Origin of the sequence: Nostoc sp. 'Peltigera membranacea cyanobiont' 210A, from assembly GCF_002246015.1 — a bacterium.
GTDB lineage: Bacteria > Cyanobacteriota > Cyanobacteriia > Cyanobacteriales > Nostocaceae > Nostoc.
On record NZ_NOLJ01000008.1, the window covers coordinates 147,629 to 162,230 of the forward strand.

The following is a 14,602-nucleotide window of genomic DNA, read 5'->3' on the forward strand; positions in this document are numbered from 1 at the left end:
CTGAAGCTACTAAGCTGGGTCAAGCTGCCTAGTTTTATCGTGTAATGTAAAAGTAGTATTTAATGAAGTAGCTATTTGTGTAAAAACCTCCTTTGCTGGTGAACTGTATTCGCTTATCGCAATCGGATTTCCAGTATCACTACCGCTACAAATGCGGGGATCGATGGGAATTTGTCCCAACAGAGGCGCTTGTAATTCTGCGGCCAGTTGTTCGCCACCACCACTACCAAAAATTGGTGTACGTGAACCACAATCACCGCAAATTAAATAACTCATATTTTCAATGATGCCAAGGACAGGAACACCCACTTGGCGAAACATATATATATTACGTCGTACATCTGCAACAGCCACTTGTTGAGGAGTTGTCACTAAAATGACTCCACAAATTGGGCTTTCTTGGATAATTGTAATTTGAGCATCACCTGTACCGGGAGGTAAATCTATCAATAAATAATCTAATTCTCCCCATTCCACATCTTGCAAAAATTGCGTGATAATTTTATGCAATACAGGCCCCCGCCATGCCAACGGACGATTTGCTTCTGCAAGTAAACCCACTGACATGATTTTTATTCCTTGAACTTCTAGAGGTAAAAACTTATCACCTGTGGGAGTATTAATCACTTGAATATCAGCTTGTCCTAAACCCAACATTTGGGGAACATTGGGGCCATAAACGTCAGCATCTAATAATCCTACTTTTGCACCTTGTAATTTTAAAGCTGCGGCGATATTAACCGCTGTTGTGGATTTGCCCACACCACCTTTACCACTAGAAATTGCAAGAGTTCTTTTAACACCGGGAATTGTACAAATTTGAATATAAGTTTTTTTACACCAAGATAGATATGATAATTTAGATTGAATTTCTGGCTGTAATTGGTGTTGATGAGAACCAATATATAAACGCAAATAAACGTAGTCATCAACTATGCGGAGATTTCGCACCATTCCCAAACTAACAATGTCATTATTTAAAATAGGTTCGATGATTTCTTTGAGTAGTTGGACGACTTCTTGCTGATATAAACTAGTATCTGATTTTACGCGATCTTCTGGATGCTGAAAGGGGGATTGCTGGTTAGACATAGTTAAGAGAAGCTTAGGGAGCGGAAATTTGCTAGTTGCAGTATAGTAAAAGCGATCGCTCTATTTAGATCCTCTGCAAAACTTCTCTCACCCAAGCTTCTTCTTCGGGCGAGGGCACTATCTTTAAAGGTTGTGAATAATCAATTGCCAAGTCAAATCTAGCACGTTCGTAAACTTCGTTTAATAACCTTTGTAATTCAACTATCGGTTCAGGTTCTCCCTCACGCAAAGGTACAGGAAAAACAGGAATTGGGTTTTTTAAATCAAAAGTATATAAATCTGCATCAGGTCTGTTATGGCTGCGACTGACCAAGATACTATAACTATAATCTGTGGTTGATGCTCCGAAAATAGGCATTGGCTGCCCTTGTCTCAAGAGGTCAATTTCTACTAAGTTGGTTGCAGAAGCCAAAATTTTCTGTCGTTTGCTTTCGTAGGCGGCTCTACCTTCTTTGGAGCGTTTATTTTTGGGGGAAAGTATTTCAATCACAGCAACTACTTCTTTGGTTGGAGTTGCTCGCACCTCTAAAAATCGCTCAGTTATCTGTTCAGGTACAGGAACTTTCACTTTACTGGGTTCAGCAAGTTTTGCAGCAGTCAAAGTTGTACTGTTATCTGTAGTGTTACGTTTAGCAACTGCTATATCAGCAATTCCTACGAGTAAGATATCATCTACACTAGTGTAAACTCGCTCTTCGATGGAAACTCGGTATTTAGGGACGATTTGAGGAGTTAGGTCATCAGCGTAGATGCGAAGCAGCTTGTCGTCAGACATCGCTACAATCAAACGATTGTGAACTTGATGCCAAAGTTCAGGCTGTTCCAAATACGGGTTCATTCCAGGAAATGGATTGTCCATTAAGCTTTCCCTTAGTTATTTACTGCTCCCTTGAGACTATTCTATCTGTTTGAATCTTCTGAATTGCCCGTTGCGCTTGGATGGACACTTCTTTGTCAGGATCATCTAAGGCTTGTTGCAGGGGGTTAATAACATCAGGGTGAGCTAAATTCCCAAGTGCGATCGCAGCTTCTTTGCGGACATCTGCATATTCATCTGTTAATGCTTGAATTAATCTTGGCATAACTTGAATATCTGGAATTTTTTGCAAAGCTTGTGCTGCTGATTTCCGCACTTGCCAATGTTCATCATTTAAAGCTATTTCTAATGCTGAAATTGCTTGATTATTTGCATGAATAGCCAGAGACTTAGCTGCATTCCGACGAACTTGCCAGTCACTATCATTTGTAAGTGCTTGACAAAGTATTGTAATCACTTCTGCATCTTGTAAATGTTCTAAAGTTAAAGCAGCAGCACGACGTACACTTGCTTCTTTATCAAAGATTAAATTTAAAGCTTGTGGACATTTTTCTAGTTGATTTATATATCGCAGTGTCGTAACGGCGGCTTCTCTTAACTCAGGGGTTTTTGATTCTAAAAATGGTAAAATGTCGGGTAAAGATTGAATATCATGTATCTTCCGCAAAAGCACTAAAATATTTAATTGAATATTTACATCATTACTTTGGAGTTTATTTAGTAAAAGTAACAAATGGTCTTGTGTAACTAACTCGTTTAATGCTGATGCGGCTTCAGTACGAATATCTGTATCTACTGAACCGAGGCATTCAATTAAAGCCGGGATTGCAACAGGATTAGCAATTTCCCAAAGGGCAGCGATCGCTATTTTCTGAACAGTAATATGTTCGTCTTTCAAAGCTATAATTAAAGCATCAATTGTTTCATCATCGCCTAGATGTTGCAAGGTTTTGACAGCTACTATACGATCATTTAGGTCAGGCGATCGCAACATTTCTAGCCAATGCTTTAGGTCATCATTCATTAATTTTTACCACAGATAGTTAACGTAACAAAAAGGGAATTTGTACTGTAATTGCATTGGTTGGACATTCTTTTTCACAAGGTAGACAAAACCAACACTCATCATATTTCATGTAGGCTTTGCCTGTTTCTGGATTTTTCGCCAATACATCCAAGGGACAAACTTCAATACAGGCTGTGCATTTTTCTAAACATTTCGATTCATCAACGATCACAGGAACATCTATTCTTTGATTTATTAAAGCCATAAAATAACTCCATGATTTTGTACTGAAACTGCTAAACGGTAAAATAAATGGGATAAGCTTGCATGAATTATCTCACAATTGTAGGTTGTTTATAGGCATTATGGAATATCGCAGGGCCAAGATAGAAGGAGGTACATTTTTCTTTACCGTTGTTAGTCATAACCGCCGGGAATTTCTTTGTAATGCAGAAAATATTCTGCTGTTAAGACAAGCATTCAGAGAAGTAATGAGCAAATCTCCATTTATTGTAGATGCCATTGTCATATTACCAAACCACATACACTGTATTTGGACATTACCACCAGGGGATAGTGATTTTTCGGATCGTTGGCGATTAATAAAAAATTATTTTACCCATCATTGTGATATTCAATATCAAGGAAAAATCTCTTTGTCACGTCAAAATAAAGGTGAAAAAGCTGTTTGGCAACGCAGATTTTGGGAACATCAAATTCAAGATGAAATTGATTTCATTCGTCATGTTGATTATATTCATTATAATCCTGTCAAGCATGGATACGTTAAAGCACCTAAAGATTGGAATTATTCAAGTTTCAGTTTGTATGTAAATAAAGGAATTTACGATATAAATTGGGGTTCAGGGATAGAGATAGAATTTCCCGAAGATGTCGGAAACGAATAATTTATTCGTAGGTTGGGTGGAGGCACAAGTTAGCATTTTGGCAATAAATGAACAATTTATATTGCGCCGTAACCCAACATGAAGCGATATTAATCTTAGTGCATAACTAAATATATAAAATAGGTTTAGCATTAATTTTTACAATAAATCGAGAGATTATTATAGTGTGAATATTTTCTGTTTTCCCGATGTCATGTGTTGGGTTCCACTACGTTCCACCCAACCTACGGGATATAGCGATCGCACTAGCACAAGTTATTGTAGGTTGGGTGGAGGCGCAAGTTAGTATCTTAGCAACACAATGAACAATTTATATTGCGCCGTAACCCAACATCAAGCGATATTAATCTTAGCGAATAATTAAATATATAAAATAGGTTTAGCATTAATTTTATCCAATAAAATGAGAGATTACTATAGTGTAAATATTTTCTGTGTCGGAATCTCTCAAGTTGGCGCAACTGAGGTTGGCACGAATCAGGTCAGCGTTTATCAAGTTGGCACTACTCAAGTCAGCACGACTCAAGTTAGCACAACTCAGTTTGGCATCAATCAGGTCAGCATGAATAAATTTGGCATCACTAAAATTGATACCAACCAAACGACTTTTACGCAGCTTGGCTCGACTGAGATTAATTCCACTCAAATCGGGCGCACCAATTGGGTTTTCCCATTTATCCCAAACAGCACCACTCAAGTCAACCTCTCTAAAATCTCTCTCCCCAGCAGCATATCGCTGGATCAATTCCTTCCTATCCATAACTCATCGTATTATCGAGATCGAAAATTATTGCTTCGTAGAGTATTTTATAATGACCATTTCACTTAACAGCAACACTATATACATCCTTGACTGCATCTACTTCCATAATGTAAGGATCTACAGGACGCTTAAACAATACCATTTCCCCTAACTCATCTTTCTTTAAATTGACATGACAAAACCATTCATCATCATTTTTATCTGGATAATCTAAGCGGTAATGATAAAGCCCCCAACGAGTTTCTTGACGATATAATGATGCTCTGGCTGCCATTTCTGCACAGTCGCGAATAAAGTGAACTTCTTGACTACGCATCAATTCATGAGGGTCACGAGCGCCCATTAAATCTAATGTTTCTTGATATTGCACAAAATGTTTTAAACCAATCTCGATTTTATTACCTGATTTTGGTGGTTGCAGATAATCATTAACTAAGCGTCTTAATTTATATTCTACCTGGGTGTGAGGTACACCATTCGGACGAGTTAAAGGTGCATAAATTCTGGCTTTTTCAGCTTCTAAAAAATCTGTATCTGGTTCAAGAAAATCTAAATCTTGGATATATTCAATGGCATGAGTTCCGGCTATGCGACCAAAAACAAATGCCCCAATCATATAATTGTGGGGAACGCTGGCCATGTCTCCGGCTGCATATAAACCTGGGATGGTTGTTTGAGCGTTTTCATTTACCCATACACCAGAAGCACTATGACCGCTACATAAGCCTATTTCTGAGATGTGCATCTCTACGCCGTGGGTACGGTAATCTTCATTTCTACCTTGATGAAAACGTTCTCTACTCGGTCGTTCATTCGCCCACAGTATGGATTCAATTTCTGCAATTGTATCTTCATCCAGATGGGTCATTTTTAATTGGACTGGCCCTTTCCCAGAATTTAATTCTTTCCAGATTTCCAACATCATTTGACCACTCCAATAGTCACAGCTAATGAAGCGATTTCCTTCGGCGTTGGCTGTATGTGCGCCAAAAGGCCCGGCGACATAAGCACAGGCGGGGCCGTTGTAATCTTTGATTAAAGGATTAACTTGAAAGCATTCAATGTTGCTGAGTTCTGCACCTGCATGATAAGCCATTGAATAGCCATCTCCGGCATTAGTAGGATTTTCATAAGTGCCGTAGAGATAGCCGGAAGCAGGTAATCCTAATCTGCCACAAGCACCTGTACATAAGATAACGGCTTTAGCTTGAATGATAATATAATCACCGTTTCTGACATCAAATCCCACCGCCCCAATAGCACGTCCTGCTTTGACTAATACACGGGTTGCCATAACGCGATTTGTCACTTTGACTTTGTGACGTTTAACTTGGCGGGTAAGAATGGTTTTGAGGTCTTTACCTTCCGGCATGGGTAAGACATATTTACCCACACGATGCACTTGTTTTAAGTCATAGTTGCCTTGGGCATCTTTTTGAAATTTCACACCCCAACTTTCTAATTCTTGGATGACTTCGTAACCTAATTTGCCTGTTTGATATACGGCTTTTTGGTTGACAATCCCATCATTAGCAAGGGTGATTTCGCGCACATATTGTTCTGGTGTGGAATGACCGGGAATAACTGCGGTATTCACGCCATCCATACCCATTGCGATCGCACCACTCCGTCGGATGTTAGCCTTTTCTAAGATCAGCACCTCTGCATCGGGATTCGCTTGTTTGGCTTTAATTCCAGCCATTGTCCCGGCTGTACCGCCACCAATGACAAGTACATCCGTTTTTATTTGTTGGGTGTTGATGTCCATAAGCTTTTGCGAGTAGGAAAGAACTTCTAAGATTTATTACCGTTCCAAACAATATCTTTGACTTGGATTTGCTTGGGAACTAGCTTGATTTTGTAAAAAGTATCGGCAATGTTTTGTTGCTGAGTGATTATTTCATCTGTTAGCGGTAAAACGCCATATTTTCGCCGTTTTTCGGCAATTTCTAATGCTGCTGCGGGGATACCTAACTCTGGTGCTAAAAACTTGGCAACTTCTTCTGGATTATTTGTTGCCCATTCATTTACTTTGCTGACTTCATCTAACAGGGTTTTCAACAAATCTGGATGAGAATTAACAAACTCTTGACGCGCAAGATAGTAACCCCGATTCGGTGCTAAATTTGTTGCATCTGTTAATATCCTAACCTTTGTGTCGTGTTCAACTGCTGCTAGGTAAGGGTCCCAAATTGCCCAAGCATCAACGTTACCACCAGTAAATGCTGCACGGGCATCTGCTGGTGTTAGATGTGCTGGTTGAATGTCACTATACTTTAATCCGGCAGCTTCTATAGCTTTGACAACAAGATAGTTAGTGTTCGAGCCTTTAGCAAAGGCTAATTTTTTCCCTTTAAGGTCAGCAACCGTTTTAATTGGTGAATCTTTCGGAACAATAATTGCTTCAGCTTTGGGACTCCAAGGATCGTAAGCAACATAAAGCAAGGGAGTACCTCCGGCTTGGGCAAATATTGGTGGTGATTCACCTGTATAGCCAAAGTCAATACTACCTGCGTTCATTGCTTCTAGCATAGGTGGGCCTGCGGGAAATTCTGCCCATGTCACCGAAGCACCAGCAGTCGTTAAAGTTTGCGCTAAATTACCTCGGTTTTTGAGAGCGCTGAGAATAGTCGCCGCTTTTTGATAGCCGATACGAACTACTACACCTTGATTTGCTGTCTGTGTTGCTACAGAGTTACCTGTCTTGTTGGCAGAACACGCAGATATCACAAGAGTCAAAGTTAACCCACAGGTAAAGAATAAGGCAAATATGCCAATTCTGGGTCCCAAACCTTGTCCTGCTCCAGTTACTAAGGCAACTTTTCTAGCTAATGAGAACTCTGATAACGTCACAAAAATTACTTTTCAGGGTGCTATTGAGCCTATATCTGACCAAAAACTTGCTGCAAAGGCTTGATTCTTAGGAGAGGGATACAACTAAGAATCAAGCCTACTGAAATTAACTTTGATAGGGGCGCGGTAGTTGGCGTAGTTTATGAGCAGTATCTAATTCACTATTGTTTTTTCTGCCATATCCCCAACCCAAGATGCGACGATATTCACCCATGATGCCACTTTCAATTAAATCATCCTCATCGACTGCAACATTGGTGTGAGATTCGGGTGCAACATAGAGCGCATCCGCAGGACAATATGCCTCACACATAAAACAAGTTTGACAATCTTCCTGTCGAGCGATCGCAGGTGGCTGGTTAGGTACGGAGTCAAAGACATTGGTAGGGCATACTTGGACGCACAGATTGCAATTGATACAGAGTTTATGGCTGACAAGCTCGATCATGATTCTGCTCCTACTACAACTTTGATACAGAGGGTGTGGTTTGAGTGGTTAGTGCTGGTGGTGTAGCGATGGCATCCTTAATCCAATCACGTCTCACCCAAAGTCTTTCTAAGCCGCCGGTTGCTTGGTAATAACGCTGATTTGGATCGGTTTCGGGATAGTCCATACGAATATGTTCGCTGCGTGTTTCCGTGCGATGTAAAGCACTAAAGTATGCCCATCGCGCTACAGCCGTCAGAGCAGCCGCTCGACGAGAAAACTCCACATCGCGCACTGTATCTTGTTTCGGGTTCCCTTGTACTTGCTGCCACAGCGTTTCTAACTTGGCGAGGGAATCCAGAAGTCCCTGCTCAGAACGCAAGTAGTTCTTCTCTAACGGGAACATCTGGTCTTGTACGCCGCGCACGATCGCCTCACTATCGAATGTTTCAGAAGATGGTGAAGGCGATGTACGCCCTGCCATAGGCGATCGCAATCCGGCTTGACCGGTAGGACGTGCAACCCGTTCATTTGCTTGAGCGCCCAAACTTTTCGCAAACGTAGCCGCCCCAACTCCAGCCCATTGCCCTGTGGAAATTGCCCAAGCAGCATTAGGACCACCGCCTCCAGAAGCTAACCCGGCTAAAAACTCCCGCGATGCAGCATCACCGGCGGCGTAGAGTCCAGGAACCTTTGTACCGCAACTATCATCAGTCAAACGGATTCCACCTGTACCACGGACTGTACCTTCTAAAATTAGGGTTACAGGCACTCGTTCTGTATAGGGGTCAATGTCAGCTTTTTTATAGGGTAGAAAAGAGATGAAATGAGACTTTTCAATTACTGCCTTGACTTCAGGTGTGGCTTTATCCAAACGGGCATAAACGGAGCCTTTCAGGAGGGCATTGGGAAGGAACGATGGATCGCGACGACCATCGATATAGCCACCAAGATCGTTACCGGCTTCATCGGTGTAACTAGCCCAGCCAAAGGGAACACCCCGCGTCACTGTGGCATTAAAAGCGGTCGAAATTGCATAGTGATTGGAAGCTTCCATACTAGAGAGTTCCCCCCCAGCTTCCACTGCCATCAGCAGCCCATCACCTGTATTGGTATTGCACCCTAATGCTTTACTCAAGAATGCACAACCGCCATTCGCCAAGACTACTGCACCAGCACGAACGGTATAGTTACGATGATGTTGCCTCTGCACACCTCTTGCCCCAGCTACTGAGCCATCGTCAGCCAATAAAAGTTCTAGAGCCGGGCTTTGGTCGAAAATTTGTACGCCAACACGCAAGAGGTTTTTGCGAAGTACCCGCATATATTCAGGGCCATAATAGCTCTGGCGTACAGATTCCCCATTTTCCTTGGGGAAACGATAGCCCCAATCTTCCACTAAGGGCAAACTGAGCCAAGTTTTTTCGATCACACGCTCAATCCAACGTGAGTTAGCGAGGGTTTTTCCTATGCGATAACGCTCCGATAAAACTTTATCCCAATTCTCTGGAGAAGGAGCCATGATGCCGTTACCACTAGCAGCAGCAGCACCGCTCGTACCCAGAAAACCTTTATCAACAATGATGACTTTGACTCCTTGGGATGCGGCTGCCCATGCTGCCCATGCGGCGGCAGGACCACCACCAATTACCAGTACATCAGCAGATAGTTGTAGTTCATTTTCTGTTATCAATTCCTTGTCCTCCTTTTAGCAGTCAACATAATTTCTTTGCCACTGTGAGCAGCTTCTACACGCAAAGATCCACCCGATTGCGTTTTAAGCACCACTTAATTTGTCATCGGTGTCATCTTCGACAATGAGCTACTATTACTGGCGTGTTTTGCTCATCTGCTTTTTTGTCTATAAAATTGCGTTAGCGATCGCTATACCAGAGGTCTCGCTGATTTGTCTGACTAACTTATGCAGTAGATAGAGTTTGCATAATATATACAAAGAGTGTACGGCGAATTACAGTTAACATGATACTCTAATTGTTAGTTTATCAAACATTAAGTATTGCAAGTTAATTTCTTATCTAGTTGAAAAGGTGCTATGCGACTAAGGTTGCGACATATCCTAAACGTTCTGCTTCTAAATACTAGCGATCGCGTACGTTCATAACTAGCATCAATCGGTTCATCTAGCGTATTGAGAGGGCCAAAGTTACCCCCAACAGATACAATACGCTTGGGTTAAGGCTAAAAACTAAAACTGGCGTAGGTTGGGGAGCCACTGCGCCCTTGCGGTTTCCCGACTTGAAGCAAGTGGCGTTTGAGGAACGAAACCCAACATTATCAAGGCTTTGTTGGGTAACGCTTAAGCTCAACCCAACCTACTATTCTTCTTAACCCAAGCGTATTGCCAACAGATACCCAAATACCGTAGCGTGGTGCTGACATTCTTACCTCCAAATTAAATGGGGACTGGGGAGATATACCTTGTTTTTTATCCTCACCTATGCAAATCTTATAGCATACTACTATAAACTTATCGATTTACCGTATAAAGTTTTAGTCCGAACTACAAAGGTTCTAGAAAACTATGTCTGAGTGGAGTGGAGAAAAAGTCAATTTCATTACGAATTAGTATGATGCTCAAAGGAAAATTTATGACTACAACTCTAACTCGTCCGGCTTGGACTACTAATTTAGAACTGGAAATATTTGAAAAACTGCTTGATAAGTACGCCCCTCACATTCCGAAAAAGCGATGCCTGCGGCGGGCTACGCCTACGCAAGAACCTAGATCGCCGGATGAATGAGGAAAGAGAGAATTTCTACCGCTTCCGTGTGGTTGGTGTAGCCCAATATCTGTTTATTGTGCAAGTCTGCGCTAAGATAATTGACTCCTTTCCTTTTAAGAATCAACAACTACCTCAAGGGGACATCGCCCCAGCATTCTAAACATGATACGGAGGGCTAATGAGCAGATCGAAGCAATTAAAACTGGGTGCTTTCATGCGCCCGGTAAGCATACATACAGGCGCTTGGCGCTATCCTGGGGCTTTGCCTGACGCTAATTTCAACTTCCCAGCGCTGAAACGATTCATCCAGAAACTAGAGCAGGGCAAGTTTGACGCATTCTTCATGGCAGATCACTTAGCAGTGCTAAATATGCCAATCAACGCGCTCAAGCGCAGCCATACTATCACATCCTTTGAACCTTTCACCTTGCTTTCTGCCCTTGCCAGCGTCACCGAACACATCGGGCTGGTAGCCACCGCTTCCACAACTTATGACCAGCCTTACCACATCGCTCGCCGTTTCGCATCTCTGGATCATATCAGTGGCGGTCGCGCTGGCTGGAACATTGTCACCACATCAAATCCAGATGCAGCGCTCAACTTTGGATTAGAAGAGGAGGTAGAACATGACGAACGCTACGTGCGGGCTAGGGAATTTTATGATGTCGTTACGGGTCTTTGGGATTCCTTTGCTGACGATGCCTTCATTCGAGATGTGGAATCAGGGATTTATTTCGATCCCGCAAAAATTCACGTTCTGGATCATAAGGGAAAAAATCTCTCGGTGCGGGGGCCATTGAACATCGCCAGACCTGTCCAAGGTTGGCCGGTAATCGTCCAGGCAGGAGCCTCTGAAGCAGGTCGTCAACTGGCCGCCGCAACCGCCGAGGTTGTGTTTGCATCAGCTGGCAGCTTAGAGGCAGGCAAGGCTTTCTTTGCCGACATTAAGGGTCGCGTAAAGGCGATCGGACGCGATCCAGATAGCATCAAAATTCTTCCAGGTGTCTTAGTAATTGTGGGTGAAACCGTTGCAGAGGCGCGTGCCAAACGTCTTCATTTGGACAGTCTAGTACATTATGACAGTGGGATCGCCAGCCTGAACAGTGCCCTTGGCTACGATGTTTCACGCTTTGATCCAGACGGCCCATTACCGGAAATCCCGTTGACTAACGCCGGACAGACCTCACGCGAACGAGTGATAGCGCTGGCACAACGCGAGAACCTGACCATTCGACAGCTAGCTCAACGCATCGGCAGTTACGGCGGGCTGGCCTTCGTCGGCACACCCCAAACGATCGCCGATGATATGGAGCAATGGCTGACAGAGGAAGGGTCTGATGGCTTCAACGTTATGTTCCCTTTTCTTCCTGAAGGGTTGAATGACTTTGTAGACAAGGTTGTGCCAGAACTCCAACGACGGGGAATTTTCCGCCACGACTATGAGGGCAAGACGCTGCGCGAAAATCTGGGGCTGGCACGCCCCGCCAACCGCTTCTTCCAGACCACTACTGCGTCTGTCAGCTAGACATCACACAACAATGTGATGAAAATCTCTTTTCCCAGTCAGAATTATGCCAACTTGTATGGTTTTCCCTAGCTCAACCAAGTCAGCTAGTAATAACCTGGGTAGAAGTTGTTCTAGCGATCGCTTGACAGCGATGATCTGAAAAGGTATTGGATCAAATGCACTTAACTCCTCTAAATCAGCTTCTTCTCCCGCCGCAGGCATCTGCCTCAATTGCGCTTCTTTGCTGCGTTAGCTCGGAGTATAATTTTACCCTTTACTGCAAATCCAGCGAATACTTACTTAAGTATTAATAAATATATTATACTTATAATTATTGCCATAAAAATGGCTTCTGCAAGCCATAGAACTTCTTCAGAAGCCATCATACTTATTTTTTGGGTATAAAATTATACTATTCCACGGTAACACTTTTAGCAAGGTTACGAGGCTGATCGACATCCAAACCGCGACGGGCGGCAATATGATAAGCCAATAGTTGCAAAGGAACTACTGTCAAAATCGGAGAAAGTAATTCTTCCACATGAGAGACGGGAAGAAGATCGTTAAAAATTTCCGCAGCTTCGCCATCGTTGACGGGAGTCACCCCAATTAAGCGAGAATCTCTGGCTTTGGCTTCTTGGGCATTAGAAATAACTTTTTCGTAAACACTACCAGGAATTGCGATCGCAACTACTGGTACTTTCGCATCTAAAAGTGCGATCGGGCCATGTTTCATCTCTCCAGCCGGATACCCTTCGGCGTGAATATAACTGATTTCTTTTAATTTCAACGCCCCTTCTAAAGCAATGGGGAAGTTAATTCCTCTTCCTATAAAAATGAAATCTTGGGTTTCGGCGAACTCATGGGCTAGCTGTTCGGTTAAACGTTCCTGAGTTTCCAAAGTTGCTTCAATTTCTTTGGGAATCTGCCGCAACCCATTAATAATTTGATCTAATGTATCTTTTGAAACTGTCTGACGACGAGCTGCTAAATCCAATGCCAAAGCATAAAACGCCATCAGTTGAGCAGTAAAAGTTTTCGTCGCTGCTACCCCAATTTCAATTCCCGCTAGGGTACTTATAATATGCGGTACTAAATGACCAAGGCTGCTTTCTGGGCGATTGGTAATGCCCAGTAGTCGCGCTTGATATTTGGGTTCTTTCCCTTGGCGACGTTCTTTTTCCATTGTCAAAGCTGCTAGGGTATCGGCTGTTTCACCTGATTGAGTAACACCAACGATTAATGTGTTAGCCGTCACGGGTGATGGTGCATAACGATACTCAGAAGCATAATGTACTTGAGTTGAAATTCCTGCTAGTTGTTCGAGTAAATATTTTCCGATTAATGCTGCGTGCCAACTGGTACCACAGGCGACGATCTGAATTTGTTCTAAATCGGTATATAAATCTTCAGGTAAACCAAGATTGATTGGTGATTCGGTAGATTCGGCTGGATTAAAGTATGCGTCTAAACTAGCTCTTACTACCCCTGGTTGCTCATGGATTTCTTTGAGCATGAAGTGTTTGAATCCCTGCTTTTCAACCATTGCCGGATTGAAGTTGAGCAGTCGGGGTTGTTTTTTCAGTCTGTCGCCAGCAAAATTGTAAATCTCAGCGCCTAAAGGTGTGAGGCGGGCAATTTCGCCATTTTCTAGAGGTAGTACGGCACGGGTGTAGGCAACGATCGCAGGGGTGTCAGAAGCACAAAATAACTCCCCTTGCCCAAAACCAATTACCAAGGGTGCTTGTTGGCGAACAACAATCAATTCATCGGGGTAGTCCGCAGAAATAACTGCGATCGCAAATGCGCCTTTTAGGTGGTTAACAGCTTGGCGAATTGCTTCTAGGAAGGGAGATGAGGAAGATGAGGGAGGAAGATTCTTTAAAAATTCGGCTATTAAATGGGGAATTACTTCTGTATCGGTTTCAGAAAGAAATATGTGTCCTTTGGCTTTGAGTTCTTCGCGTAACTCGCGGTAGTTTTCAATAATGCCATTTTGCACCACCGCGACTCGCTTTGCTGTATCCAAATGGGGATGGGCGTTGTACTCTTCTGGTTTACCATGAGTTGCCCAGCGTGTATGACCAATACCAATTTGGGCAGGGGTTTCTATTTGTTCCAGTTTAGAACGCAGGTTATGCAGTTTGCCTTTTGCCCGCACACAATTTACCTCACCTTCCCAAACAGTGGCGATTCCAGCCGAATCGTAGCCCCTGTACTCTAGTTTCTCCAGTCCAGCCAGTAAAATATCTGTCGCCGCTTGAGTGCCTATATATCCAACAATTCCGCACATTCTTCACGCCACTTTTTTCAGGATGATTAAATCCAGTATAGTAGGTAGCATAAAGTGGACGTTTTGCAAAGAAAAAAGGGAGTATTTTACTCCCTCTATCACTAGGTATTGTTATAGATTTTAGGTTTTTTTACAGCGGATTCCCCGTCAGCTTTTGACTGGACGGTACAAATACAGCTTCTAGGATTTAGA

The 14,602-nt window shown here is 42.9% G+C and carries 15 protein-coding genes; 4 read left to right on the top strand and 11 right to left on the bottom strand.

Going from position 1 to position 14,602, the window contains the following annotated elements; all coding sequences use genetic code 11:
- Positions 1–9: 9 nt before the first annotated feature.
- The 4 genes from CDG76_RS25140 to CDG76_RS25155 all read right to left on the bottom strand — a co-directional run bounded on the left by CDG76_RS25140 (position 10) and on the right by CDG76_RS25155 (position 3,180).
- The gene (locus CDG76_RS25140; protein WP_094351628.1) at positions 10–1,092 is read right to left on the bottom strand and encodes an Mrp/NBP35 family ATP-binding protein; all 1,083 of its coding nucleotides are present in this window, start codon (positions 1,090–1,092) and stop codon (positions 10–12) included.
- 64 nt (positions 1,093–1,156) lie between these two features.
- Entirely contained in the window at positions 1,157–1,951 is a 795-nt protein-coding gene (locus CDG76_RS25145) for a DUF4058 family protein (RefSeq protein WP_094351629.1), read from the bottom strand.
- A 19-nt stretch (positions 1,952–1,970) separates the two neighbouring features.
- Positions 1,971–2,933, bottom strand: coding sequence for a HEAT repeat domain-containing protein (locus CDG76_RS25150; RefSeq protein ID WP_094351630.1), 963 nt, complete (start codon positions 2,931–2,933; stop codon positions 1,971–1,973).
- Between the two features lie 19 nt (positions 2,934–2,952).
- The gene (locus CDG76_RS25155) at positions 2,953–3,180 is read right to left on the bottom strand and encodes a 4Fe-4S dicluster domain-containing protein (RefSeq protein WP_012408944.1); all 228 of its coding nucleotides are present in this window, start codon (positions 3,178–3,180) and stop codon (positions 2,953–2,955) included.
- A 100-nt stretch (positions 3,181–3,280) separates the two neighbouring features.
- Between CDG76_RS25155 and CDG76_RS25160 the strand changes: the two genes are divergently transcribed.
- Complete coding sequence (locus CDG76_RS25160; RefSeq protein ID WP_094351631.1) at positions 3,281–3,823, top strand: REP-associated tyrosine transposase; 543 nt, start codon at positions 3,281–3,283, stop codon at positions 3,821–3,823.
- A 391-nt stretch (positions 3,824–4,214) separates the two neighbouring features.
- Here the strand turns inward: CDG76_RS25160 and CDG76_RS25165 are convergent, their stop codons facing one another.
- The 5 genes from CDG76_RS25165 to CDG76_RS25185 form a co-directional block, all read right to left on the bottom strand.
- Positions 4,215–4,583 carry a pentapeptide repeat-containing protein gene (locus CDG76_RS25165; protein ID WP_094351632.1) on the bottom strand — a complete coding sequence of 123 codons (369 nt, stop codon included), beginning with the start codon at positions 4,581–4,583 and terminating at the stop codon, positions 4,215–4,217.
- Positions 4,584–4,644: 61 nt separating this feature from the next.
- Positions 4,645–6,354: a fumarate reductase/succinate dehydrogenase flavoprotein subunit gene (locus CDG76_RS25170; protein ID WP_094351633.1), complete on the bottom strand. Its 1,710-nt coding sequence runs from the start codon at positions 6,352–6,354 to the stop codon at positions 4,645–4,647.
- A gap of 26 nt (positions 6,355–6,380) precedes the next feature.
- A complete protein-coding gene (locus tag CDG76_RS25175; RefSeq protein WP_223265392.1) occupies positions 6,381–7,376 on the bottom strand; it encodes a sulfonate ABC transporter substrate-binding protein in 996 nt (331 codons plus the stop codon).
- A gap of 169 nt (positions 7,377–7,545) precedes the next feature.
- Positions 7,546–7,887 (bottom strand): 4Fe-4S binding protein, encoded by a 342-nt coding sequence (locus CDG76_RS25180; protein WP_094351635.1) that lies wholly within the window; start codon positions 7,885–7,887, stop codon positions 7,546–7,548.
- Positions 7,888–7,900: 13 nt separating this feature from the next.
- On the bottom strand, positions 7,901–9,559 hold the full coding sequence (locus tag CDG76_RS25185) for an FAD-dependent oxidoreductase (RefSeq protein ID WP_094351636.1): 1,659 nt from the start codon (positions 9,557–9,559) through the stop codon (positions 7,901–7,903).
- Between the two features lie 916 nt (positions 9,560–10,475).
- On the opposite strand from CDG76_RS25185, the gene CDG76_RS37650 reads away from it, so the two are divergent.
- The 3 genes from CDG76_RS37650 to CDG76_RS25190 are packed head-to-tail and all read left to right on the top strand — an operon-like array spanning position 10,476 to position 12,135.
- Positions 10,476–10,628 (top strand): hypothetical protein, encoded by a 153-nt coding sequence (locus CDG76_RS37650; RefSeq protein ID WP_190240974.1) that lies wholly within the window; start codon positions 10,476–10,478, stop codon positions 10,626–10,628.
- Positions 10,621–10,770, top strand: coding sequence for a hypothetical protein (locus tag CDG76_RS37655; RefSeq protein ID WP_190240975.1), 150 nt, complete (start codon positions 10,621–10,623; stop codon positions 10,768–10,770). The genes CDG76_RS37650 and CDG76_RS37655 overlap by 8 nt, the downstream gene beginning before the upstream one ends.
- Positions 10,771–10,788: 18 nt before the next feature.
- Entirely contained in the window at positions 10,789–12,135 is a 1,347-nt protein-coding gene (locus tag CDG76_RS25190) for an LLM class flavin-dependent oxidoreductase (protein WP_094351637.1), read from the top strand.
- 3 nt (positions 12,136–12,138) lie between these two features.
- Here the strand turns inward: CDG76_RS25190 and CDG76_RS25195 are convergent, their stop codons facing one another.
- Positions 12,139–12,339: a hypothetical protein gene (locus CDG76_RS25195; RefSeq protein ID WP_190240976.1), complete on the bottom strand. Its 201-nt coding sequence runs from the start codon at positions 12,337–12,339 to the stop codon at positions 12,139–12,141.
- 190 nt (positions 12,340–12,529) lie between these two features.
- Positions 12,530–14,410: a glutamine--fructose-6-phosphate transaminase (isomerizing) gene (gene glmS, locus CDG76_RS25200; RefSeq protein WP_094351638.1), complete on the bottom strand. Its 1,881-nt coding sequence runs from the start codon at positions 14,408–14,410 to the stop codon at positions 12,530–12,532.
- Positions 14,411–14,602: the final 192 nt, after the last annotated feature.